This window comes from Bradyrhizobium sp. WYCCWR15520 (assembly GCF_056174665.1).
Genome location: NZ_JBWBWM010000020.1, coordinates 23,516 through 47,987, shown reverse-complemented (window position 1 = coordinate 47,987; position 24,472 = coordinate 23,516). Strand labels below are relative to the sequence as shown.

Genomic DNA, 24,472 nt, shown 5'->3' with positions numbered 1-24,472 from the left:
CGGCCCCCGCAGAGGACCACAATCTTGACCCACTCAACCGCCCAAACACCGCTGGAATCCCGCGCCGGCGGCCCCCTGACCGGGAAAGTCCGCGTTCCCGGCGACAAGTCGATTTCGCATCGCGCCCTCATTCTGGGGGCACTTTCGGTCGGCGAAACCCGCATTTCAGGCCTGCTCGAGGGCGAAGACGTCCTCAACACGGCCAAATCCATGCAGGCACTGGGCGCCAAGGTCGAGCGGACCGGACCGTTTGCCTGGAAGGTCGCAGGCGTCGGCGTGGCCGGCTTCGCCCAGCCAGCCTCCCCGCTCGATTTCGGCAATTCCGGTACCGGGTGCCGGCTGGTGATGGGGGCGGTGGCGGGCTGCCCGATCTCGGCCGTGTTCGACGGCGATGCCTCGCTGCGCTCCCGGCCGATGCGCCGGATCCTCGATCCGCTCGAATTGATGGGCGCCAAGGCCGGCGAGACCAGGGAAGGCGGCCGCCTGCCGCTGACGCTGCATGGCGCGCGCGATCCGGTGCCGATCCTCTATCGGACTCCGGTGGCCTCGGCCCAGATCAAGTCGGCAGTGCTGCTGGCGGGGCTTGCCGCGCCCGGCGTCACCACCGTCATCGAGCAGGAAGCCAGCCGCGACCACACCGAACTGATGCTGAAACATTTCGGCGCCGAGATCGTCTCGGCCAGGGAAGGCAGCCACGGCCGCAAGATCGCGCTCACCGGCCAGCCCGAACTGCATGGCGCCGAAGTCGTGGTGCCGGCCGATCCGTCGTCGGCGGCATTTCCGGTCGTGGCGGCGCTGGTCGTCGAGGGCTCCGACGTAACCTTCTCCGACGTCATGACCAATCCACTGCGCACCGGCCTGTTCACGACGCTGCGCGAGATGGGCGCGTCCATTGAAGAGCACGATGTTCGCGGCGACGCCGGCGAGCCGATGGCCACCTTGCGCGTGCGTGCCTCCAAACTGCGCGGAGTCGAGGTGCCGCCGGAGCGCGCGCCCTCGATGATCGATGAATATTTGGTGCTGGCGGTTGCGGCTTCGTTCGCGGAAGGCACGACGATCATGCGCGGCCTGCAGGAATTGCGCGTCAAGGAATCCGACCGGCTGGAGGCGACTGCCGACATGCTGCGCGTCAACGGAGTCAGGGTCGAGATTGCCGGCGATGACCTGATCGTCGAGGGCCGCGGCCACGTGCCGGGCGGCGGTCTCGTCGCCACCCACATGGATCATCGTATCGCGATGTCGGCGCTGGTGATGGGACTGGCCGCCAACAAGCCGGTCAAGGTCGACGACACCGCCTTCATCGCCACCAGCTTCCCGGATTTCATTCCGATGATGCGCGCGCTGGGCGCGGAGTTTTCGTGAGAGGCGGGCTTGCTGGGTTCAGGACGGCGCAAGCCCAAGGCTCGTCACCGCCTCAAGCCAGACCGGCGATTCTTCCCTGTACAATTTCTGCGTCTCCTCGAAGGTCATCGCGGTGTCATCGACGCCGAACGATTTCATGACCTTCAGCACCTTTTCGGTCTTGCCGGCGGCGACGAGGAGTTTTGAGAGTTTTTGAATGACGTCCGTCGGCGTGCCGGCGGGAGCGGCGCAGCACTGGAAGCCGGTCAATTGGAAGATGCGCGATGTCGCGCCCTGCTCCTTGAACGAGGGGACATCCGGCAATGTCGACATCCGCTTGCGCGAAACCGCGACCGCATGGCCGCGGCCGCTTTGCAGGACCGAAAGTGCCGCGGAATAGCTGCCGTGGGCGCCGTCGATAAATCCGCCGGCAAGATCGGTCCACATCGGTGCCTCGCCGCGATAATGAACCGCTTCCATCTTGAGGCCGTACTGCTTGTTCATCTCGGCGACCGCCATGTGCGCGTATGACCCGGCGCCATAGGTGCCGATGTTGACCTTCTCGGCTTTCTTCGCATAGGCGATGAATTCATCGAGGGTCTTGGCGCCGGTCTTTTCGCTGGCGACGAACGGCAGACTGCCCGCCGGCATGATCGAGACGAGGATAAAATCCTTTTCGGCGTCGTAAGCGATGTCCTTGATCAGAACGCGGTTCATGATCATGGTCGTCGAGATCGTGAACATCAGCGTGTAGCCGTCGGGCGCGGCGCGCTTGGCTTCAACCGCTGCGACCGATCCCGAGGCGCCAGCCTTGTTTTCCACCGTCACGTTCTGGCCGGTCTCGGTCCGGATATATTCGCCATAGGTACGCGCGAACAAATCGGTCTGCCCGCCGGCGGGATAGCCGGCGATGATCTTGATTGGCTTGGTTGGCCAGTCGGTCTGCGCATGGGCCGAGGACCCGATCAGCGGGATCGCCGAGGCGGCGGCTGCGCTGCCGATAAAACGACGTCGTGAAATGGCGCTCATTGTGTCCCTCCCGCCGGTGCTATTTCTGCAGATCCTTGAATGGAATTCCCGGGCAGGTTTCAGATTAAAGGGGGGCAACGGCCTGGGCGAGGAAACATTTGGACGCATCTGGGGCGCATCCGTTCGCTCTGCGGAATTCATATTCCCGGCGGGAGACGCGACCGTCCCGGCGCGGACGCCTCCACGCGGCCGTCAATAACCTTTGGCGCGCGGTCTTGACCATCATCGCCGCTCTGTGCACATGGCACTCATGATCATCGCTATCGACGGGCCGGCGGCATCCGGCAAGGGTACGCTCGGCAAGCGGCTCGCTCACCATTACGGCTATCGCCATCTCGACACCGGCGTCATCTATCGCGCGGTGGCGAAGGCGCTGCTGGATCAGGGTTTTGATCTCACCGATGAGGCGCGCGCCGTCACGGTGGCGATGGAACTCGATCCCGAAAATTTCGGCCATCCCGAGCTGAAAACGCAGCGCATCGGCGACGCAGCTTCAGTCGTGTCGGCCATCCCCAGGGTACGCGAGGCGCTGGTCAATTTTCAGCGCCAGTTCGCGGCCGACCCGCCGGGCGCCGTGCTCGACGGGCGCGACATCGGTACGGTGATCTGCCCGAATGCCGACGTGAAGATCTTTGTCGTTGCCGATCCGCAGGTGCGGGCCCAGCGCCGGACGCTGGAAGCGCTGGCGCGCGGCGAAGCCGCCGACGAGGCGATGGTACTGGCGGACATCCTGAAGCGCGACGAACGGGACAAGAACCGCGCGGCCGCACCGCTGAAGGCCGCGGCCGACGCCCATATCCTCGATAACTCAAATCTCGATATCGAGGCCAGCGTGAGCGCCGCCATTGCGATCGTCGAGGCCGTCCGCGCCAGGCGGTGAAGCTTCGGTATCGGGTCAGGCTGTGCGGCAGGAGGCGCAGGGCATCCCCGGCTTCAAGCCCTCGCAATTGAGCTGGATTTTGTCAGTTCTTCGAGCGCGCGCGGTCGAACGGCAATTGCTGCTCGGCCATCATGACGGGCTTCGACTTGGCAGCGGCAATCGCTTTGTCGGTCGCAAAAGCGGCCGGCTTGCCGGCAACGGCCACGGCGACGGTAAAGACGGCGAAGGCGGTCAGAGCGATCAGGCTCTTCATGGGTGGAGCTCTCCCTGTTTTTGGACCCGTGCCATCGTGTGGGGCGGGCGCTTAAGGGCGGGTTCCATCTTGCTTGGGCTTGCGGACCTTTCGCGTCATGCGGTCAACAAGGGGTTGAATGCGCGGTCCCAAAGCACGGCCCATGGTTAGCGTCCGTCAGCCTTAAGGGCCCGTAAATCGGGCCATTTCCGGCTTGCCGAAAATGGCCCTTGGGGCTATATCCACGGCCATCCGGGCTACCGTCGATAAGATCAGGGCTGTCCGAGCGGGCCGGCAGGAGGTTTCAGCCCCTGCCGTCATTGGAGGAAAGTCCGCTCCAGGCTCCTGAAGTCGACACGCTGGTTTTCAGGCCCGGATAAATCAAACGTATCGAACGTGCAGGCATGCTGCCGGCCCGCTTTTGCGCTACTCCCGCAAAATGCGGTCGTTAGGGTTTGCGGACCCCTGACACTTCACGCGCGACGCGTCCCTTAACCCGAATGGCCGGCAATACCGCATCTGGAGAACATATGGCTTCGACTGCTGCTTCTTATAATCCTACCCGCGACGATTTCGCTGCAATGCTGGACGAGTCCTTCGCCGGCGGCAATCTGCAGGAAAGCTCCGTCATCAAGGGCAAGGTAGTTGCAATTGAAAAGGACATGGCCGTCATCGACGTCGGCCTGAAGACCGAGGGCCGCGTCGCGTTGCGTGAATTCGCCGGCCCCGGCCGCGAAAGCGATCTCAAGGTTGGCGACGAAGTCGAGGTGTTCCTCGACCGGATCGAGAATGCGCTCGGCGAAGCCGTGCTGTCGCGCGACAAGGCGCGCCGCGAGGAAAGCTGGGGCAAGCTCGAGAAGGCCTTCAACAACAACGAGAAGGTTCACGGCGTTATCTTCAACCAGGTCAAGGGTGGCTTCACGGTCGACCTCGACGGTGCTGTTGCCTTCCTGCCGCGCTCGCAGGTCGACATCCGTCCGATCCGCGACGTCGCTCCGCTGATGAACAACTCGCAGCCGTTCCAGATCCTCAAGATGGATCGCCGCCGCGGCAACATCGTGGTGTCGCGCCGCACGGTTCTCGAAGAGACCCGCGCCGAGCAGCGCCAGGAGCTGGTGCAGAACCTCGAGGAAGGTCAGGTGATCGACGGCGTGGTCAAGAACATCACCGATTACGGTGCGTTCGTTGATCTCGGCGGCATCGACGGCCTGCTCCACGTCACCGATATCGCCTGGCGCCGGGTCAATCACCCGACCGAGGTGCTCACCATCGGCCAGACCGTGAAGGTCAAGATCATCAAGATCAACCACGAGACCCACCGCATTTCGCTCGGCATGAAGCAGTTGCTGGACGATCCGTGGCAGGGCATCGAGGCCAAGTACCCGCTGAACGCGCGCTTCACCGGCCGCGTCACCAACATCACCGACTACGGCGCGTTCGTCGAACTGGAGCCGGGCATCGAAGGCCTGATCCACGTCTCGGAAATGTCGTGGACCAAGAAGAACATGCACCCCGGCAAGATCGTCTCGACCTCGCAGGAAGTCGAAGTGCAGGTTCTGGAAGTCGATTCGGTCAAGCGCCGCATCTCGCTCGGTCTCAAGCAGACCATGCGCAACCCCTGGGAAGTCTTCGTCGAGAAGTTCCCGGTCGGCTCGACCGTCGAAGGCGAGGTCAAGAACAAGACCGAGTTCGGTCTGTTCCTGGGTCTCGACGGCGACGTCGACGGCATGGTCCATCTGTCCGACCTCGACTGGAAACTTCCGGGCGAGCAGGTCATCGACAACTTCAAGAAGGGCGACATGGTCAAGGCCGTGGTGCTCGACGTCGATGTCGAAAAGGAGCGCATCTCGCTCGGCGTCAAGCAGCTCGAAGGCGACCCCTTCGCAGAACCTGGCGACGTCAAGAAGGGCGCAGTCGTGACTTGCGAAGTGCTCGAAGTGAAGGAAGCCGGCATCGAGGTGAAGATCTCCGGCACCGACTTCACCACCTTCATCAAGCGCTCCGAACTCGCCCGTGACCGCAACGATCAGCGCGCCGAACGGTTTGCCGTCGGCGAGAAGGTCGATGCCCGCGTCATCCAGTTCGACAAGAAGGCCCGCAAGGTGCAGGTCTCGATCAAGGCGCTGGAAGTGGCCGAGGAGAAGGAAGCCATCGCGCAGTACGGCTCCTCCGATTCGGGGGCGACGCTGGGCGACATTCTCGGCACCGCGCTGAAGAACCGCGAGAAGTAAGCGTTCGCTTATCTGTCTGCGACATCAGGCCCCGGTTTCAACCGGGGCCTTTTTGTTTCCCTCTTCCCGCAGCCCGGATGTAGCGTAGCGAAATCCGGGGTCCTTGCCGCGGATGAACTTGCCCCGGATTGCGCTTCGCTCCATCCGGGCTACGACGTGGACGGCAGGGGTCTTGTTTTCTTCATATTGCACCGCAATTGATGTAATCAGGTAAAGCTTCGCTAGCGCTGCGGATGCAAAACGACCGGGATATTTCAGGAGAAATTCGATGTCGCTCGATTCGGACGTGATCGTCGATCGCCGCAGGATCCGCCGGAAGCTGACATTCTGGCGCGTCGTGGCCAGCCTGGTTGCAATCGCCGCGATCGTCACCGTCGGCGTGCTCGCGACCAGGAGCGGTCCGGCTGCGCTGACGGCGTCGGGATCGATCGCGCGTGTCAATATCGAGGGGCTGATCCGCAGCGACCAGCAGCGCGTCGAGGCGCTGGAGCGGCTGGAGAAATCGAGCCACGTGGCCGTTATCGTGCATATCAATTCGCCGGGCGGCACCACGGCCGGCTCCGAACAGCTCTATGATTCCCTGGTGCGGCTGAAGGCCAAGAAGCCGCTGGTCGTGGTGGTCGAAGGGCTGGCCGCGTCGGGCGGTTACATCACGGCGCTCGCCGCCGATCATATCGTTGCTCGCCAGAGCTCGCTGGTCGGTTCGATCGGCGTGCTGTTTCAATTTCCGAATTTCACCGAGCTGATGAAGACCGTGGGCGTCAAGGTCGAGGAAGTGAAATCCTCGCCGTTAAAGGCTGCGCCCAACGGTTTCGAGCCGACCAGCCCGGAGGCCCGCGCCGCGCTCGATGCGCTGGTGAAGGATTCCTATGCCTGGTTCCGTGGCCTGGTGAAGGATCGGCGCGGCATGGATGAGGCGCTGCTCGAAAAGGTCGCGGATGGCCGCGTCTTCACCGGCCGCCAGGCGGTCGAATTGAAGCTGGTCGATCAACTCGGCGACGAAAAATCAGCCGTTGCGTGGCTGGTGGCCGAAAAGAAGATCAAAAGCGACCTGCCGGTGCGCGACTTCAAGCTCACCCCGCAGTTCGGCGACCTGACTTTCCTGCGCGCGGCAGCTTCCATCGCATTCGATGCGCTCGGATTGAGTTCCATCGCGCGCCAGATCGAGCAGGCCGGCGTTGCACAAGCGGTGGATCAGCTCAGTCTCGACGGCATGCTGGCGTTGTGGCGCCCTGCAGCCGCCAATTGAACCGCAGCGGCTGCTCTTCGCCACGTTCTCCCGCACCGCGGGTGTTGTCACAAACCCCTTCCGGGCGGCTGGGCATGCCATATCGCGTTGCCCAAAAGTGATTTAGCGTCTTGACAGTTCAAGGTATTTTCACGGAAATGGATATCCGCACGATCCCGGATCCCAACTTCGATGATCAAATCCGAACTTGTTCAGCGCATCGCCGAGCACAACCCGCACCTCTACCAGCGGGATGTGGAAAACATTGTGAACGCGATCCTCGATGAGATCGTCGCGGCTCTAGCACGCGGCGACCGTGTCGAGCTGCGCGGCTTCGGCGCTTTTTCAGTCAAGCATCGCCCGGCGCGCGCAGGCCGCAATCCACGCACCGGCGCGCATGTGCCGGTCGACCAGAAGAGCGTCCCCTTCTTCAAAACGGGGAAGGAAATGCGCGAGCGGCTGAACCGCGACGACAGCTCGCCCGAGGCCGGCGCGTAAAGCTTTTCCGGGCTTTGACTGGATGTAGCCGTGTTGCGGGGCTCGTACCCGCCTTTCTCCATCACACCGAGAGATGGTCATGCGAAAGTTCTTCACGGCGCTGGTCGTCATTCCCCTGGGGCTGATCTTCATCGTCTTTGCGGTCGCCAACCGCCATTTCGTGACCGTGTCGTTCGACCCTTTCAATGCCGCCGATCCGGCGATCGCGGTGAGCATGCCGCTGTTTGCCGTGATCATTACGGTGGCCATTCTGGGGGTCGTGGCCGGCGGCATGGCGACCTGGTTCCGCCAGCGGCACTGGCGCCGGGCGGCGCGCCACCATGAGGCGGATGCCCGTCGTGCCAGGGCGGAAACGGCCGATTTGCGGGCTGCGGCGGCGGTGTCCCGGGGCGATCAGCAGCGGCTTCCGGCGCCCTCTAGTTACGGACTCTATGGGGCCGCCGGGCGAGACAAGCAGGGCGCGACGTTGTAGAACCCGCCCCGTCAGCCCCGGTTCCAGCCGGTTACGGGGCTCGAACTATGCGCCCGAGAAACCATGTCCCTGCTCGTCAAAATTTGCGGCCTGTCCACGCGCGAGACGCTCGAGGTGGCGCTTGAAGCGGGCGCCGACATGGTGGGGTTCGTGTTCTTTCCGCCGTCGCCGCGCCATCTCAGCCTCGAGACCGCGCGGGAACTCGGCAGGCTGGCCAAAGGCCGCGCCGCCAAAGTGGCGCTGTCGGTCGATGCCGACGATGCGACGCTGGAAAACATCGTCGAGACGCTGCGGCCGGATCTCCTGCAACTGCACGGCAAGGAAACCATCGCGCGGGTGCGCGACATCAAGGCGAAGTTTTCGCTTCCGGTGATGAAAGTAATCGCGGTCGAAACGTCGGCCGATCTCGCCGCGCTGCCGGGCTATGCCGACGTGGCCGATCGCATCCTGTTCGACGCCCGCGCGCCGAAGGACGCCACGCGGCCCGGTGGGCTGGGCGCGGTGTTCGATTGGCACGTGCTGGAAAAGCTCGACCTCCAACTGCCGTTCATGGTCTCGGGCGGGCTTTCCGCCGCCAACGTGGCAGAGGCGGTTCGCGTCACCCGCGCCGGCGGCGTCGATGTGTCCTCCGGCGTCGAAAGCTCGCCCGGCGTCAAGGATCCCGAGCTGATCCGCAATTTCATTCGCGCCGCGCGCGCCAGCGAAGAACTGATGGTCCGATGAATCCAAGCCTGCCCAATTCATTCCGCACCGGCCCCGACGAGCGCGGGCATTTCGGTAATTTCGGCGGCCGCTTTGTCGCGGAAACGCTGATGCCGCTGATCCTCGATCTGGAAAAGGCCTATGCGGCGGCCAAGGCCGATCCGTCATTCCAGACCGAGATGAATGGCTATCTCAAGGATTATGTCGGCCGGCCGTCTCCGCTTTATTTCGCCGAGCGGCTCACCGAGCATCTCGGCGGCGCCAAGATCTATCTGAAGCGCGAAGAGCTGAACCATACCGGCTCGCACAAGGTGAACAACGTGCTCGGCCAGATCATGGTCGCGCGGCGCATGGGCAAGAAGCGCATCATCGCCGAGACCGGCGCCGGCCAGCATGGCGTGGCCACCGCAACGCTGTGCGCGCGCTTTGGTCTGGAATGCGTGGTCTATATGGGCGCGGTGGACGTCGCCCGTCAGGCGCCGAACGTGTTTCGCATGGAGATGTTGGGTGCCAAGGTCGTGCCGGTGCAGTCAGGCACGCGCACGCTGAAGGACGCCATGAACGAGGCGCTGCGCGATTGGGTCACCAACGTGCACAACACCTTCTACTGTATCGGCACGGTGGCGGGGCCGCATCCCTATCCGATGATGGTGCGCGACTTCCAGTCGGTGATCGGCGACGAAACGCGCAAGCAGATGCAGGAGGCCGAAGGCCGGTTGCCGGATTCGCTGGTCGCCTGCATCGGCGGCGGCTCCAACGCGATGGGCCTGTTTCATCCCTTCCTCGACGATCCCTCGGTCGAAATTTTTGGCGTCGAAGCGGCGGGGCATGGGCTGACACAACTCCATGCCGCTTCGATCGCCGGCGGCCGGGCCGGCGTGCTGCACGGCAACCGCACCTATCTGCTGATGGACGATGACGGCCAGATCCAGGATGCGCATTCGATCTCGGCAGGGCTTGACTATCCCGGCATCGGCCCGGAGCATTCCTGGCTGCACGAGACCGGCCGCGTCACCTATCTTTCCGCGACCGACGACGAAGCGCTTGCCGCCTTCATGCTGCTGTCGCGGCTGGAAGGCATTCCGCCCGCGCTGGAGTCTGCGCACGCAATCGCCAAGGTTACCGAGCTCGCGCCGAAGCGGCCGAAGGACCACCTGATGGTGGTCAATCTTTCCGGCCGCGGCGACAAGGACATTCCGCAGATCACGGAGATATTGAAAGGCAGGAAGCAGTGACTACCCGTATCGACGCACGCTTTGCCGAGCTCGCAAAAGAAGGCCGCTCGGCTTTCGTCACCTTCCTGATGGCCGGCGATCCCGATCCCGCGACTTCGCTCGACATCATCAAGGCGCTGCCCAAGGCCGGCGCTGACATCATCGAGATCGGCATGCCCTTCACCGATCCGATGGCGGACGGTCCGTCGATCCAGGCTGCGGGCCTGCGCGCGCTCAAGGGCGGCATGACCCTACGGAAGACGCTCGAGATGGTGCGCGGCTTCCGCAAGGAAGACAGCACCACGCCGCTGGTGCTGATGGGCTACTACAATCCGATCTACATTTACGGGGTCGACAAGTTCCTCGCCGATGCCAAGACCGCCGGCGTCGATGGCCTCATCATCGTCGACCTGCCGCCGGAGGAGGACGATGAGCTCTGCATTCCCGCGCTGAAGGCCGGGCTCAACTTCATCCGCCTCGCAACGCCTACCACCGACGACAAGCGTCTGCCCGCCGTGCTCGCGAACACCTCCGGCTTTGTCTACTACGTCTCGATCACCGGGATCACCGGCGCTGCCGCGGCCGATTCGAAGACCGTCGGCGATGCAGTCGCCCGCATCAAGCGCCACACCAAGCTTCCGGTCTGCGTCGGCTTCGGCATCCGCACCCCGCAGGCGGCGCGCGCGATTGCCGAGAAGGCCAATGGCGCCGTGGTCGGCACCGCCCTGGTCGACGCGTTGCGCGACAGCCTCGACACCCAGGGGCAGGCGACCTCCAAGACGGTGGCCGCGGTGGCCGATCTGGTGGCGTCGCTGGCGCAGGGCGTCCGGGGCGCGAAGCAGGCTGCGGAATAAGCCACAATTTGCGTGGAAATAGGCGGGGCATGATCCGGAAGTGGAGACCGGTTTTCCGAAAAGATCATGCCAAACTAGGAGGCAGCGGCTTGCCGGGTCCAGGCCAGGCCGCCATATATTCCAGTCAATGCGTTAACCGCATTCGGAGCGAAACATGAATTGGCTCACCAACGTCGTCCGGCCGAAGATCCGCAACATCCTGCGGCGCGAGACGCCGGAGAATTTGTGGATCAAGTGCCCGGATTCCGGACAGCTCGTGTTCTACAAGGACGTCGAGGCCAACCAGTTCGTCATCCCCGGCTCGAACTACCACATGCGCATGGGCGCGGTGGCGCGGCTGAAGTCGATCTTCGACAACGAGACCTGGTACGACATCGCGCTGCCCGAAGTGACGGCCGATCCGCTCAAGTTTCGCGATGAGCGCAAATATGTCGACCGCATCAAGGATGCCCGCGCCAAGACCGGGCTGAACGACGCCATCAAGGTCGGCTACGGGAAGCTGGAAGGCGCCGGCGTCGTCATCGCGGTGCAGGATTTCGATTTCATGGGCGGCTCCCTCGGCATGGCCGCGGGCGAAGCGATCGTGCGCGGGCTCGAACTCGCGCTCGAAAAGAAATCGCCCTTCATCATGTTCGCCGCCTCCGGCGGCGCGCGCATGCAGGAAGGCATCCTGTCGCTGATGCAGATGCCGCGTACGACTGTCGGCGTGCAGATGCTGCGCGAAGCGAAGCTGCCCTACATCGTGGTGCTGACCAATCCGACCACCGGCGGCGTTACCGCGTCCTATGCGATGTTGGGAGACGTTCATATTGCCGAGCCGGGTGCGCTGATCGGCTTCGCCGGCGCGCGCGTGATCGAGCAGACCATCCGCGAGAAGCTGCCGGAAGGATTCCAGCGCGCCGAATATCTGCTCGACCACGGCATGATCGACATGGTGGTGCATCGTCACGAGATGCGTCCGACGCTGGCGCGGCTGTGCCGGATCCTGACCAAATCGCCGCCGCTTGAAACAGCCTCCAAGCCTTCGCCGCAGGTCACGGACCCCGCCCAGATCGTCTCGACGCCGGAAGCCGTGCCGGCCGCGCCCCACGCGTGAACCTACCGGCCGCCAATCCTCAGCCGCTCGGTGAGTTGATCGCGCGGCTGTCTGCGCTGCATCCAAAGCGCATCGATCTCAGCCTCGATCGCATGCACCGCCTGCTGGCGCGGCTTGATCATCCCGAGCGGACGCTGCCGCCGGTGATCCATATCGCCGGCACCAATGGCAAGGGCTCCACGATCGCCTACTTGCGCGCGATCCTCGAAGCCGCAGGGCTGCGCGTCCACGTCTTCACTTCACCTTATCTCGTGCGGATCAACGAATGCTATCGCATCGGCGAGAGCGGAGGCGGACGGCTGGCCGATGATGCCGAGTTGCGCCGGGTGCTGGAGCATTGCGAACAGGTCAACGCAGGCGAGCCGGTCACGATTTTCGAGATGGAAACCGCGGCGGCGTTTTGCCTGTTCGCGGAGCATGACGCCGATGTCGTCTTGCTGGAAACCGGTCTCGGCGGAAGATTGGACGCCACCAACGTCATCGACCGGCCGGTCGCCACTGTCATCACGCCGGTCAGCATGGACCATACCGAGTTTCTCGGTAAATCCCTGACTGCGATTGCGGGCGAAAAGGCCGCCATCATCAAGCGCAGCGCGCCGGTGATTTGCGCGGAGCAGGCGGTGGAGGCGATGTCGGTGATCGAAGCACAGGCCAATCGCATGCGCGCACCGCTGCATACGGCAGGCCAGCAATGGCATGTCGGCGTCGAGCGCGGACGGCTGGTCTATCAGGACGAGCGCGGCCTGATGGACCTTGCGGCGCCAAAACTGTTCGGCCGGCATCAGTTCGACAATGCCGGGCTTGCGATTGCGACGCTGCGGGCAATCGAGGCGTTCAGGATCGGGATGCCGGCATTCGAGGCCGGCATCGTTGGCGCCGAGTGGCCGGCGCGGATGCAGCGGCTGGTCGCAGGCGCGCTGGTCGATCAGGGGCCGAAGGGCTGCGAGATCTGGCTCGACGGCGGACACAATGCCGAAGGCGGCCGTGTTGCTGCGGCGGCGCTCGGCGATCTCGAAGAGCGGGTGTCGCGGCCGCTGGTGGTGATCGCGGGCATGATGGCGAACAAGGATGTCGGCGCGTTCCTCGCCAATTTCGCAGGTCTCACGCGCCACATCATGGCGGTGCCGATTCCGGGCCGCGACAACGCGATGCCGCCGGACCGGGTGGCGGATGCGGCCCGCGCGCTCGGCATGCGCGTGGAAAATGCTGCAAGCGTCGAAGCCGCGCTGCACGCACTCTCGCGTCTCGCCTATGAAGTGCCGCCGCGGATTCTGATTACCGGCTCGCTCTATCTTGCCGGCCATGTACTCGCGATCAACGGCACGCCACCAGGCTAGAAATTAAATGACCGCTGGAATTGCTTCCAGCGGCCGCCCGGGAAGAAATAATTGATTGTTTATGGAATTCGCCAGCCCCGGTGTTTGCAAAGACTAACCAACGTGTCTGAAAGCCGCGAGTAGGAACCTGAGTTCCGCAATAGGAAACAAGGATAATGTTGCAGGCTGGTTTCACCCAAATGAGGTAGGTTGCCGTAGCATCGTTGTCGCATTGTGAGACAGAACAGCGGAGCTGTAATCGATATGCGTTTTGCCGCCATCGCCGATGTGCACGGAAACTATCTCGCGCTGGCGGCCGTGCTGGCCGACATCCGCGCGCAGGGCATCGAGGAAATCGTCAATCTCGGCGACATGGCGAGCGGCCCGCTCGACGCGCGGCGCACCATGGACGCGTTGATGGCGCTCGATGCCGTTCACGTGCTCGGCAATCATGATCGCTATCTGATCGACCGGCCGCCGGAGAAGATGGGATCATGGGACCGCCCGGCCCATGCGCAACTCGATAAGCGCCATCTCGATTGGTTTCGCGCCGTGCCGAAGACATCAGTGTTTCGCGATCAGGTCTTTCTGTGTCACGCCACGCCCCAGCACGATGAGATCTATTGGCTGGAAAAGGTGTTGCCCGACGGCACGGTGCGGATGTCATCGCTGGATGAGATCGAGCAGCATGCGCAGGGCATCCCGCAATCCCTCATCCTCTGCGCGCACACCCACATTGCGCGCGCGGTCAGGCTTCGCGATGGTCGATGGATCGTCAATCCCGGCAGCGTCGGCTCACCCGGCTATCGCGACGTCCATCCTTTTCTGCATGTCATCGAAGCCGGCACACCGGATGCGCGCTACGCGATCCTCGAACTCACCGATGGCGTCTGGCGCGTGACGTTTCGGCATGTGCCGTATGATCACGAGGCGATGGCGGCACTGGCGCGGCGGAATGGTCAGGCCGAACTCGCGTCAGCGCTGGCGACGGGATGGATCGGATAGCCGACGCCCGTAGCCCTGTAGCCCGGATGGAGCGAAGCGCAATCCGGGGCAACTCCTTCAATGAGCGAAAATCCCGGGTTACGCGGAGCCTGTCATCGGGCGCGCATTCGCGCGACCCGTTGGCTTCACCCGGGCTACGTGGTTCGATCAGCGCGGCTGATCGGCGATGTCGGACACGCCGACATGGTCGCGATAGACCATCTCCCAGCCTTTCCAGCCGGTGAAGAGCAGGATCAGCACGACGACGAACGACAGCACCAGTCCGGTCGGGATGATGGCTGACGTGCCCTCGGTGTAGCGCGAATACCAGTTGTAAAGCTCGATCAGGACCGCAACGACATTGCCGCCGGCGTGCAGCCAGGCATCGTTGAGATTGCGGATGCGATCGTCTCCCATCAGGTCGATCACGCCGACGACGGCCGCGAGCGCGGCCATGATCAGGCCGATGCCGAGCAGCCAGAGCGAGGCGGTGGCCCAGAACTCGTTCGAGGTTCGCCAGAACGCGATATCCGAAACAAAGGCCAGAACGAAGCAGGCGACCGGAAATGGAATGAGCATGGGATGGATTGGGTGACCGGCGATTTGCGCGGTCGATCTAGGGTTTGTCATGAATGCCTCCTCAATGGGCAATAGGCATTGAACTACCTATCAGGAGGCGAGTTCCTGCGCGGTGGCGCAAAGGGCGCGGGACAGTGCGTCGCACAACCATGCGCAACGCCCGCTTCACGACATAGGGCCGCTCACTTCAGCAGCTTCATCGGGTCGGCGGCCTTCTGCTTGAGCTGATCGAAGGTGCATTGCCGCGGCGCCTTGTCGGGCCGCCAGCGCTGGATGGAGGTGCCGTGGCGGAATCGCTCGCCGCTGAAATGATCGTAGCAGACCTCGATCACGAGTTTCGGCTTCAGGGGACACCACTGCGCCGAACGCTCGGTCGACCATCGGCTCGGGCCGCCCGGCGCGTTGCCGGTGAAGCCGGGTGCTGCGATCAGCGGCTCCAACCTTGCCGTCAGTGCCGGCTTGTCCGCCTGCTTGATGGCAGAGGTGAAGCCGACATGATGCAGGAGTCCCTCGTCGTCGTAGAGACCGAGCAGCAGGGAGCCGACAACCCTGCGGTTCGCTAGTCTGTTGGTGGCGTAACGGAAGCCGCCGACCACGCAATCGGCGCTGCGGAATTTCTTGATCTTCTGCATGCCGTCGCGGTTGCCGGCCTGATAGGGCAGGTCGATGCGCTTGGCGATCACGCCGTCCGACCCGCCGCCGGATTGCTTCAGCCATTTTTGCGCGGTGGCATAGCTCGTGGTGACGGGCGACAGGCGAAATGTCGGACTGGATTTGAACTGGGCCTTTGCAAAAGCCTCCAGCGCGGGGCGGCGCTCGCGCAGCGGCGAGGCGGCGAGTTTCTTGCCCGTCGCTGAGGCCAGCAGGTCGAATGCGAGAAACAGCGCCGGCGTTTCCTGGGACAGCTTTTTGACGCGGCTTTCGGCGGGATGAATTCGCTGCAGCAGATCGTCGAACGAAAACGCTTTGCCGCGTGGCACGACGATTTCACCGTCGAGCACAAAGGCGCTGGCTTTCAACGTCAGCGCGGCGCGAACCAGTTCGGGAAAATAGCGGGCGAGGTCCTCCCCCGACTTGGACCGGAGGTCGACCTTGTCGCCCTGGCGGGATAGCAGGCAGCGAAAGCCGTCCCATTTGGGCTCGTACTGCCATTCCGCGCCGCGCGGGATGACATCGACCGAGCGCGCTTCCATTGCCGCGAGCGGGGCGGAATTCCGGCGAGCCTTTCCAGACGGCAGGCTCAGGGATTCTTCTACGCGAGACATGCCGTCTCAACGCAAACGGCCGGCTATTCGCCGGCCGTTGTCGGAAAAATTCTATAAAGAGACGATCAGACCGCCGCGGTGATCCACTGCTGCAGCTTGGCCTTCGGCGCGGCGCCGACCTGACGGGACGCCATCTCGCCGCCCTTGAAGATCATCAGGGTCGGGATCGACATCACGCCGTATTTCGAGGCCGTCTTCGGGCTCTCGTCGACGTTCAGCTTGACGATCTTGACCTTGTCGCCCATCGCGCCGGAAATCTCGTCGAGCGCAGGCGCGATCATGCGACAGGGGCCGCACCATTCGGCCCAGAAATCGACGACCACCGGGCCGGTGGCCTTGAGCACTTCGGCTTCGAAATCGGCGTCAGAAACCTTGCCAACGGCCATCGGAATTACCTCTTCGGTTAGAAATTAAGGGGCGCGGTCAAGAATCGCGCCCTGGGATGATGTGGCAAACCTATGAACGCGATCCTGCCGGGTCAAGCGCGGTCACGCCGAGATGATGGATGCCAGCTCGGCCTCCAGCGCGGGGGCCGGAATCTCCATTAATTCAGAGGTTTCGGTCCACAGCAGCGCGGTGCGGACCGGGAGCTGGGGATAAAGCTTGCCGAGCACCGCCCGGTACAGCGCGAGCTGGCGGACATAGCCCCGCGGCGCCTCCTCGGGCCGGCTCGGCGGGGTATGGTTGGTCTTGAAATCGACGATCAGGACCTCGCTGTCCGTGACCACGAGGCGGTCGATCTGCCCGGACACCAGCGCCGGACGCCCGCCCGGCCGCTCCAGCCGCCCGACGATCGAGACCTCGGCGCGGCTGCCCGGGGCAAACACGGGCGCAAAGCGCGCCTCCGCGATCAGGGCCAGCGTGCTTTCGGCGAGCTGCTGCCGCTCCTCCGCGGTCCAGCCATCGGCATTGCGGGCCAGATAGGCCAGCGCGGCCTCGCGGCGGCGTTCGGCGGCGACGTCGGGCAGGGATTGCAGCAGCCGGTGGACCAGCGTGCCGCGCTGCAGGGCGCGGGCGCGCTGCATGAGCGATTCGGCCGTCCGTACCGGCTGGTGCCCGCTGTCCGCGGGGTCGGAAGGGCGCAGCAGGCTTCCCGGCGAAATTTCAGGCTGTGCCGGGGTCAGCAGCCAGCTTGGCAGAACGATCGGCGCCGCCGAGGACGGCGTGGCAGCCGGAGCGGCCGATGGCGCGGTCTCCTCGGGGCGCGCATAGCGCTTCACGCGGCCGGCGGTCGTTTCGATCTCCTGAAGCTGCAATCCGGAACCGGCGAGCCCCTTGGTGATCAGGTCGTACCAGGACAGCGGCCGGACGCTCTTCATGTTGCCGGGCATGCAGCCGCCGACGACAAGGCGGTCCGCCGCGCGCGTCATCGCGACATAGAGCAGGCGGCGGTATTCATCCTCGGTATCGTCGATCATCGCCGCGCGGGCCGTGGCGACGGCCGGCGGATCCTCGGCCTTGCGGCCGGCCCAGACCACGACCCCTGGCGCATGCGGATCGGCATTGCCGACCGGCAGGTTGATCAGCTTCAGCCGCTGCGTATCCGAAGGCGAGGTCGTGGTATCAACCAGGAACACGACGGAAGCCTCCAGCCCCTTGGCGCCGTGCACGGTCATGACGCGGACCTCATCGCGCGAAATCTCCATGTCGCGCTTCACCTCGAGGTCCGCCGTGCGGAGCCACGCCATAAAGCCCTGCAGCGAGGCCGGCGCCTTGCGCTCGTAGTTCAGCGCCAGTTCCAGAAACTCATCGAGCGCGTCGTTGGCCTCGTGTCCGAGCCGCCGCAGGATTCGCGCGCGGCCGCCGTCGCCGCCGAGCAGCCAGGCATAGAACGCAAACGGCGTTTCGCTGGCAAAGCGGCGTTCGCACTGCTCAAGCCGCCACAGTGCGTCGCGTAAGCGGCCGTCGGTCGGCGCGCGCGCAGTCAATGCGGCGCGGAGCGATCCCTTGCGCTGCCAGGCGATCTTGAACAGGTCGTCGTCGTCGAGTCCGAACAGCGGGCTCTTCAGCGCCACCGCCAGCGCCAGATCGTCCTGCGGCAGCAGCAACGCGTCGGCGAGATTCATCAGGTCGATGATCGCGATGTGCTCGGTCAGCTTGAGGCGGTCGGCGCCGGCGACCGGGATGCCGGCATGCTTCAGCGCCTGGATCACGGCGTCGAACGCGTTGCCGCGCCGGCGCACCAGCACCAGCATGTCGCCATAGCGCAGCGGCCGGCGGTCGCCCTTGCTGCCGGTCATGGCGCGACTAGCCACCAGCGCCTTGATCTCGGCCTGAATGCGCCGGGCCAGCTTCACCTCGGGACTGGTCGCGGCGACGCCGTCGAACGGCGCGCGCCAGCCTTCGATATCCTGCCGGTCGTCGGCCTCGGCCAGCTCCCAAAGGTCGATCTGGCTCGGACCGGCGTCGGCCAGCGCGTGATGGATCGGATTGCCGATATCGACCGCATGAATGCTGCGAAAGATATCCTGCTCGCGAAACACCTGGTCGACCGCATGCAGGATCGCCGGTCCCGAGCGGAACGAATAGGTAAACGATACCGGATCGAACTTCAGCCCGGCACCCTCGAACTTCCGCTGAAGTGCCCGGCGGCGCAGGTCGAATTCGCGAGGGGCCGCGCCCTGGAATGAAAAGATCGACTGTTTCTCGTCGCCGACCGCAAATACCGTTCGGACCACGCCGTCGCGCGCGCCGGCGCCCGAGGTGAATTCAGAGATGATATGCGCGACGATGTCCCATTGCCGGGGGCTGGTATCCTGCGCCTCGTCGATCAGTACATGGTCGACGCCGCGGTCGAGCTTGTAGTGTACCCAGCCCGAGGAGACGCGGTCGAGCATGGCAAGCGTCTTGTCGATCAGATCGTCATAGTCGAGCAGGCCCCGTTCCTGCTTCTCGCGGCGATAGTTCGCCGCAGCCGCGGTCGCGATATAGAGCAGGGCCTCGGTGCGGTCGCGCGCCACCACGGCGCGGCGGCGTTCGATCAGGCGCGCGAGGCGGTCAATTTCCGAATCGAACAAGCGACCAACTGCGGGATTCTTCTTGACGAAGGCGCTGGTAACGACCGTCGCGCGTGGCGTTCGCTCATCCGTGAGAAACACCCCGAGATACTCGTCGACCTGCGCAGATCCAGCAAACGCCAACGCCCCACGAAGTCGGTCGGCCTGTTTTTGATCGGCCTTGCTGCTTGTATCTAGAACCGATGCGATTTCCTGCCATCGAGTTCGCGGAAGATTTGGTCCGTCGACGATGTCACGCTCGACATCCTCGATGCGATCATCGGGAGCGACGCCGAGCGCCGCCGAAATCTGCACTGCTGCCGCCTGCGCGCTGCCGGCGGCATCCGTCCAGGCCATGAAATGGTCGCGGCTGAGACAGGCCTCGCGCACCACGTCCTTGAAGGTGACGTCGGCGGCGCTTGCCATCGCCGTCATCAGCGCGCGCCCGGTGGCGCTGTCGGGATTGCGTGACGCCTCGAGGAAAACGGCGAGATTGGCGCGCTCCATCATCTCGTTCTGGTCGCGGTCGTCGAGCACGGCGAAGCGCGCCGGCACGTTGGCCTCGAACGGGAATTGCTGCAGCAGCCGCGTGCACAGCGCGTGGATGGTCTGCACCTTCAATCCGCCCGGCGTCTCCAGCGCGCAGGCGAACAGTTTGCGCGCCGACTTGCGCAAACGCACACTGGGATGGGGAATGCCGGCCTCGCGGATCGCCGCGTCCAGTGCGTCGTCGTCGAGCGTCACCCAATGGCCCAGCGTGGTGAACACGCGCTCGGCCATGTTGGCGGCGGCTGCTTTGGTGAAGGTGATGCAGAGGATCTTTTCCGGCGCCACGCCGTCGAGCAGCAGCCGGATCACCCGCTGCACCAGCACATGGGTCTTGCCCGAGCCCGCATTCGCCGAAACGAAAGCAGACGCCGCCGGATCGGACGCGCGCGCCTGCGTTGCGCGAACCGCGTCGGGGATGATGCGCCGAGCCTTCACCATTCCTCGATCCCCAGGCCGCCGGCCGCCGACCATTCCTTGATCCGGGCGAGATCGTCATAGGCGCCGTAGCGGTTCGACCACATCGACAGGTTCAGCGAGGTGTAGGCGGTCTCCTCGTTCTCGAATTTGCGGATCAGCGCTTCAAGCTGCTCGCGGGCGTAGTCGGCCGCCTCGTCCGGCCGCTGCGGCGTATCGTTGTTCCTGATCTTCAGCTCCAGCGAGCGGTGCTCGCCGGGCGGATTGTTGCCGCTGAGGCGGACATAGACGAGCTCGCCGACGGAGGAGCCGGCGTCGATGTTCTCAAAGCCGCCTTCGCGCAGGATCGCGGCCTCCAGCGTCAGTTGCGGCGACAGGCCCATGCGCACCTGCTTACCCGTAGGCGGCTGGCCGGTCTTGTAATCGAGGATCGCAAAGCTGCCGTCATGGCGCTGCTCGATCCGGTCGGCGCGCGCCGACAGGGTGAAGATCCGCTCGTTGTCGAGCGGGATCTTGATCTCGCCTTTGATCTCGGCGGCAATTTTTTCGATGTCCTCGCGCCGCGCCTCTTCCCAATCCGCAAACCAGGTGGCGATGCGCTGAAACCGCGGCCACCACAGCGCCCGCGCCTCGGGCCGTTCCATCAGTGGTGCAAAGAATTTCTCGCCGATGCCGCGCAGCACCAGCGCGGGCTGCGGGGGCAGGGTGTCGGCAAATTTCTGCGTGAATTCGCCGAGTGCATCGTGGATGGCCGAGCCGCGATCGGCCGCCGACAGCGGCATGTCGACGGGATCGAGCGGATCGAGCCGCAGAATATATTTCGCGTAGATCGTATAAGGGTCGCGCAGCCAATCCTCGATCGCGGTGACCGACAGTTTGAGCGGCCGCGTCGCGACCGGCGGCTTCGGTGCGGGCTGCGCGACCGGTTCGACCGCGTCGGGCTGATCGAGTTCGGCGGCGAAGCGGACGTAATTATCGCCGGCCCTTCTGGCCTCGTCCCAGCGCGCTTCGCTCGCCACCGCCTCCAGCCGGTGCAGGAAGCGCGAGGCGACCGCCGGCGCGCCGCCGACCTTGGCCGAATGGGTCAGGATCACGTCGTCCATTCCCAATAATTGCGCGAAGTCGTGCGCGGAGAGGCCGATGCGCCGCTCCGGCAGGTCGAGGCCGAGCTCGTGGCGCATCGGCCGGCTGAGCCAGGGATCGACCCGCGGCGCCGGCGGCCATACGCCCTCGACCAGCCCGCCGAGGATGACGCGGTCGGATTCGGTGAGCCGTGCTTCGAGCTGGCCGTAGATCTGCAGCTGCGCGTTCGCCTGCTCCGGCCGTCGCACCATGCGATCGGCATAGGCGGTCTGAAACACCTCGGGGTAATCGCCGAGCTGAACCATCAGGCCGCTCGGCTTCTGCTCGGCGAGCAGGTCGTCGAACGCCGCTGACAGCGCCGATCCCTGGGCCTCCTCGAAGGCAACGGCCACACCGTTTTGATCTGACGACAATGCAATCAGGATCTCGCGATGGCGTACCGCGAGCTCGGCGAAATCGTACGGCTTTGACGAGCCCATGACTTCCAGCGGCGACAGTGCCTTCTGCAGCGATGCGATCAACGCTTGGGCCTGATCGAGTTCGTCATCCTTCAATTTTGCGCGCGGCTCGGAAGCGTGAAGCGAAGAAGTCTCCTTGCGCCGGAGCTTTCCGAGCTCAACGCGGAAACGGTCGAAGTCGCGCGCAAGGCCACTCGTTCCCGCTTGCGGACGGGTGCCGCGCAGCAGCGCCAGTTCGAGAGTCTCGATGGCGTGCCTGAACGCGCCGGATGCGCCGCCTAGCCGGAACAGCGGATGCTTCAATAGCGCCAGCAGCGTCGGCGGCTCCAGTCCCTTGGCGACGGCTTCCGCGGCGAGGCGGGCAAAAATGCCGCTCGGCGTGTCCATCAGCGCGTCACCGCCGGAATCGTCGAATTCAAGATTCCAGCGCCTCAGCGCCGCCATCACCCGCCGCGCCAGCGCGCGATCCGGCGTCACTAGCGCCGTCGACTTGTTGAGGTGCCGCGCCTCGCGCATTGCTACCGCAATCGCCAGCGCTTCCATCTCCGAGCTGGGCGCTTCGACGACGGCAAGCTTCGTCATGCCGGCGGCGATCCGTTGCGATACATCCGGCTGCGCCAGCCGATCATGCCATTGCTCGGTCGCCGTCGACGGCCGCATCGTCTCCGACATCAGCACCTCGCGGCCCTGTTGTGCCGGCGTGCCCAGTATTTCGACGTCGCTCCGCTTGATGCCAAAACGATCCAGCAATCCCTGCATCGCGAATTGCGGATGGTTCGAGGAGGGCTGGGTGGTGAACTTGCCCTGCGCGTCCCGGATGCCGCCGATCGTCTGCCAGGCCTCCTCGTCGAGATCGGTGTCGAGCCCGGGCAGCACCACCGCGCCATGTTTGAGGCCCGCCACGGCTGTGAGGAATTTCGCGGTCGCGGGCATCGAACCCGTCGAACCTGCGGCAACTATGGGTCCTTCATGATACGCGGTCAGGCGCGCAGCTTCCGCCTCGATCAGGCGGTCGCGGCGTTCGGCGGGTTCGATCCTGCCGATTTCCTTCAAATGCTCCGGCCATGCCTTGCGCGCGATTCGCAGGAACTCCAGCGAATGCTGCCAGTATTTGTCGAACTGGTCGGGCACCAGTTTGTCGAGCGCTTCCCAGGCGACGCCGCGCGTCACCATGTCGTCCATCAGCCGCGCCAGATCGCCGGCCAGCGCCAGCGTCGAGGCCGGGCCGCCGACCACGAGCGGCGCCGACACCGGGCTCTTGGCCCAGGCCGCCACCAGATGCGCCAGCGTCAGTCGGCGCTCCAACTCACCGAGCCGTGGCGGAATGTCGAGCGGCGCCACGCCGCTGAATTGTTCGGAGCCTTCCGCAAACGCCAGCTCGTCCTCGTCGATGTCGCCGAGCGCCACGATGCGCGGCAGGATCGCGGCATCGGTCTTCAGCTCATCGAGAAAGATCTCCCGCGCCAGCCGCCCGGCGCGCCGGGTCGGCAGATAAAGCGTTGCGCGCGCGAGATTGAGCGGATCCTTGCGCGCCTCGAATCCCTCGACCAGCCGGCCGTCGACCAGCGCCGCGATGACAGTGCGCAGGAACGGCGCGGAGAGGGGAACGCTGAAAATGCGCATGAGCTTCCTGATTCGAGGTCAGGCGCCAATATAGGCAGCGATGGGGGAGAGGTCATGCGGGTAAGGGCGGCGTCCCCGCTACTCACTGCCATCCGGGCCCATTCTACTTTGCATGGGGTTGTTTTCGAGATTTTTGTCTGAGCCTTGCGGCGGACCGCCGATGACCATCTGCACTGCGTTCCAGGGGCGAGCATCGCGGATGCGTCCCGCCGACGGCGGATCGATTCGACCCCGGTCCAGCGCAGGATCAGGCCACGCTCTCCAGAAACGCCTCTTCCGCGGCCTGCACCGCGTCGGGGGTTCCGACGTGCATCCAGACGCCATCGAGCCGCAGCCCGAACAGCCGCTCCTGCTCGTTGGCGCGGTCGAACATCCTGGTCAGCGAGAACTCGCCGGCCGGAGCATCGGCGAACAGCGCGGGCGACATGATCGCGGCGCCCGCATAGACGAACGGTACCACCTGATGTTCGCGCCGCTTGCGCAGCGCGCCGTCCGGCAGCATGGCGTAGTCGCCGCGGCCGGTGTAGCCGATGCTGCTCGTGGTCGGCGCCATCAAGAGCAGGATATCCATCCGTGCGGGGTCGAAGGTTTCGGCGAGCCGCTCCAGATTGGGCCGCACGCCGTCGATCCACATCGTGTCGGCGTTGAGGTGGAAGAACGGCTCCGTGCCGAGCAGGGGCAGCGCCTTAACCACCGCGCCGCCGGTGCCGAGCACCTCGTCGCGCTCGTCGGAAATGATGATACGGGGGCGTTTGCGGCTCGCGGTGTGCCGGATGATCTGGTCGGGCAGATAGTGCACGTTGACCACGGCTTCGGCGATACCGGCGCCGGCGAGCTTGTCGAGCACGTGATCGAGCAGTGGCTGGCCGGCCACGCTCACCAGCGGCTTCGGCATGTTGTCGGTGAGCGGGCGCATGCGCAAGCCGAGACCGGCGGCAAGGACCATGGCTTTGGTGGGCGTAACGGACATTTTCGGAGCTTCTCGAACCATCAAATCACGCCGCGGAGCATACCACGGCGATTCGCTTGAACCAGCAACCATGAGGCCTTAGTGGCCGCACATGACGACCGTACGACGGCCGCGGGCGCTATCCAAACTCAGGCTTCGGCGTCCTCGGCCCCGCGCTTGGCCGCCTTCTTTTTCTTGTCGCCCTGTTTCAGGAAATTGACGCCGATCTGGTCGCCATTGACCCAGGCCAGTTCGCAGCGCCGATAGGCCAGCCCGGTGGACGACAGCAGCAGGAAGAATTCCTTCAGATGCAGACCCTCGACCGATCCTTCGACCGTTAGCTTGGCGCCGGTCTCGGAGACGTCTTCCATCACGCAATCACGCCGCCAGGTGCCGTCGATTCCCATCATGTGCGCCGCAAAGCCGCGCTCGAACACGACTCGATCTCCCCGGCGCCGTTCCGCCCCCGCCATGGCTGT

The 24,472-nt window shown here is 64.5% G+C and carries 21 protein-coding genes; 12 read left to right on the top strand and 9 right to left on the bottom strand.

Features of this window, described 5'->3' with window-relative positions; genetic code table 11:
• The first annotated feature begins 24 nt into the window (after window positions 1–24).
• On the top strand, window positions 25–1,362 hold the full coding sequence (aroA, locus tag AC0QUY_RS22975) for a 3-phosphoshikimate 1-carboxyvinyltransferase (protein ID WP_475388511.1): 1,338 nt from the start codon (window positions 25–27) through the stop codon (window positions 1,360–1,362).
• An 18-nt stretch (window positions 1,363–1,380) separates the two neighbouring features.
• Here the strand turns inward: aroA and AC0QUY_RS22970 are convergent, their stop codons facing one another.
• Window positions 1,381–2,370: a Bug family tripartite tricarboxylate transporter substrate binding protein gene (locus AC0QUY_RS22970; RefSeq protein WP_475388510.1), complete on the bottom strand. Its 990-nt coding sequence runs from the start codon at window positions 2,368–2,370 to the stop codon at window positions 1,381–1,383.
• A gap of 250 nt (window positions 2,371–2,620) precedes the next feature.
• Here AC0QUY_RS22970 and cmk point away from each other — a divergent pair, with 250 nt between their 5' ends.
• Window positions 2,621–3,250, top strand: a complete 630-nt coding sequence (gene cmk, locus AC0QUY_RS22965; protein ID WP_161856314.1) for a (d)CMP kinase — start codon at window positions 2,621–2,623, stop codon at window positions 3,248–3,250.
• Between the two features lie 82 nt (window positions 3,251–3,332).
• Here cmk and AC0QUY_RS22960 read toward each other — a convergent pair whose 3' ends face one another.
• Entirely contained in the window at window positions 3,333–3,503 is a 171-nt protein-coding gene (locus AC0QUY_RS22960; RefSeq protein WP_161851074.1) for a hypothetical protein, read from the bottom strand.
• Between the two features lie 479 nt (window positions 3,504–3,982).
• Here AC0QUY_RS22960 and rpsA point away from each other — a divergent pair, with 479 nt between their 5' ends.
• The 10 genes from rpsA (at window position 3,983) to AC0QUY_RS22910 (ending at window position 14,098) form a co-directional block, all read left to right on the top strand.
• Complete coding sequence (gene rpsA, locus AC0QUY_RS22955; RefSeq protein ID WP_161851075.1) at window positions 3,983–5,713, top strand: 30S ribosomal protein S1; 1,731 nt, start codon at window positions 3,983–3,985, stop codon at window positions 5,711–5,713.
• A 268-nt stretch (window positions 5,714–5,981) separates the two neighbouring features.
• Complete coding sequence (sppA, locus tag AC0QUY_RS22950) at window positions 5,982–6,962, top strand: signal peptide peptidase SppA (protein WP_161851076.1); 981 nt, start codon at window positions 5,982–5,984, stop codon at window positions 6,960–6,962.
• 171 nt (window positions 6,963–7,133) lie between these two features.
• Window positions 7,134–7,439, top strand: a complete 306-nt coding sequence (locus AC0QUY_RS22945; protein WP_057837498.1) for an integration host factor subunit beta — start codon at window positions 7,134–7,136, stop codon at window positions 7,437–7,439.
• A gap of 79 nt (window positions 7,440–7,518) precedes the next feature.
• Window positions 7,519–7,911, top strand: a complete 393-nt coding sequence (locus AC0QUY_RS22940; RefSeq protein ID WP_475388509.1) for a LapA family protein — start codon at window positions 7,519–7,521, stop codon at window positions 7,909–7,911.
• 63 nt (window positions 7,912–7,974) lie between these two features.
• Complete coding sequence (locus tag AC0QUY_RS22935; protein WP_475388507.1) at window positions 7,975–8,634, top strand: phosphoribosylanthranilate isomerase; 660 nt, start codon at window positions 7,975–7,977, stop codon at window positions 8,632–8,634.
• Window positions 8,631–9,848 (top strand): tryptophan synthase subunit beta, encoded by a 1,218-nt coding sequence (gene trpB, locus AC0QUY_RS22930; protein WP_475388506.1) that lies wholly within the window; start codon window positions 8,631–8,633, stop codon window positions 9,846–9,848. Before AC0QUY_RS22935 ends, trpB begins: the two co-directional genes overlap by 4 nt.
• A complete protein-coding gene (trpA, locus tag AC0QUY_RS22925) occupies window positions 9,845–10,681 on the top strand; it encodes a tryptophan synthase subunit alpha (protein WP_475388505.1) in 837 nt (278 codons plus the stop codon). Before trpB ends, trpA begins: the two co-directional genes overlap by 4 nt.
• 154 nt (window positions 10,682–10,835) lie before the next feature.
• Window positions 10,836–11,777 (top strand): acetyl-CoA carboxylase, carboxyltransferase subunit beta, encoded by a 942-nt coding sequence (gene accD, locus AC0QUY_RS22920; RefSeq protein ID WP_161851081.1) that lies wholly within the window; start codon window positions 10,836–10,838, stop codon window positions 11,775–11,777.
• Window positions 11,774–13,114: a bifunctional folylpolyglutamate synthase/dihydrofolate synthase gene (locus AC0QUY_RS22915; protein WP_475388504.1), complete on the top strand. Its 1,341-nt coding sequence runs from the start codon at window positions 11,774–11,776 to the stop codon at window positions 13,112–13,114. Before accD ends, AC0QUY_RS22915 begins: the two co-directional genes overlap by 4 nt.
• 243 nt (window positions 13,115–13,357) lie before the next feature.
• Window positions 13,358–14,098 carry a metallophosphoesterase family protein gene (locus tag AC0QUY_RS22910; protein WP_475388502.1) on the top strand — a complete coding sequence of 247 codons (741 nt, stop codon included), beginning with the start codon at window positions 13,358–13,360 and terminating at the stop codon, window positions 14,096–14,098.
• Window positions 14,099–14,245: 147 nt separating this feature from the next.
• Here the strand turns inward: AC0QUY_RS22910 and AC0QUY_RS22905 are convergent, their stop codons facing one another.
• From AC0QUY_RS22905 to AC0QUY_RS22875, 7 genes are all read right to left on the bottom strand, one after another.
• The gene (locus tag AC0QUY_RS22905) at window positions 14,246–14,707 is read right to left on the bottom strand and encodes a DUF2231 domain-containing protein (RefSeq protein ID WP_475388500.1); all 462 of its coding nucleotides are present in this window, start codon (window positions 14,705–14,707) and stop codon (window positions 14,246–14,248) included.
• A gap of 131 nt (window positions 14,708–14,838) precedes the next feature.
• The gene (locus tag AC0QUY_RS22900) at window positions 14,839–15,921 is read right to left on the bottom strand and encodes an ATP-dependent DNA ligase (RefSeq protein ID WP_475388498.1); all 1,083 of its coding nucleotides are present in this window, start codon (window positions 15,919–15,921) and stop codon (window positions 14,839–14,841) included.
• 65 nt (window positions 15,922–15,986) lie between these two features.
• Complete coding sequence (trxA, locus tag AC0QUY_RS22895) at window positions 15,987–16,307, bottom strand: thioredoxin (protein WP_016847387.1); 321 nt, start codon at window positions 16,305–16,307, stop codon at window positions 15,987–15,989.
• Between the two features lie 102 nt (window positions 16,308–16,409).
• Window positions 16,410–19,904, bottom strand: a complete 3,495-nt coding sequence (addA, locus tag AC0QUY_RS22890; RefSeq protein WP_475388497.1) for a double-strand break repair helicase AddA — start codon at window positions 19,902–19,904, stop codon at window positions 16,410–16,412.
• Window positions 19,898–23,044: a double-strand break repair protein AddB gene (addB, locus tag AC0QUY_RS22885; protein ID WP_475388495.1), complete on the bottom strand. Its 3,147-nt coding sequence runs from the start codon at window positions 23,042–23,044 to the stop codon at window positions 19,898–19,900. The genes addA and addB overlap by 7 nt, the downstream gene beginning before the upstream one ends.
• Window positions 23,045–23,291: 247 nt before the next feature.
• The gene (locus tag AC0QUY_RS22880) at window positions 23,292–24,014 is read right to left on the bottom strand and encodes a nucleotidyltransferase family protein (RefSeq protein ID WP_475388494.1); all 723 of its coding nucleotides are present in this window, start codon (window positions 24,012–24,014) and stop codon (window positions 23,292–23,294) included.
• 128 nt (window positions 24,015–24,142) lie between these two features.
• Window positions 24,143–24,466, bottom strand: a complete 324-nt coding sequence (locus AC0QUY_RS22875; RefSeq protein ID WP_161851087.1) for a PilZ domain-containing protein — start codon at window positions 24,464–24,466, stop codon at window positions 24,143–24,145.
• Window positions 24,467–24,472: the final 6 nt, after the last annotated feature.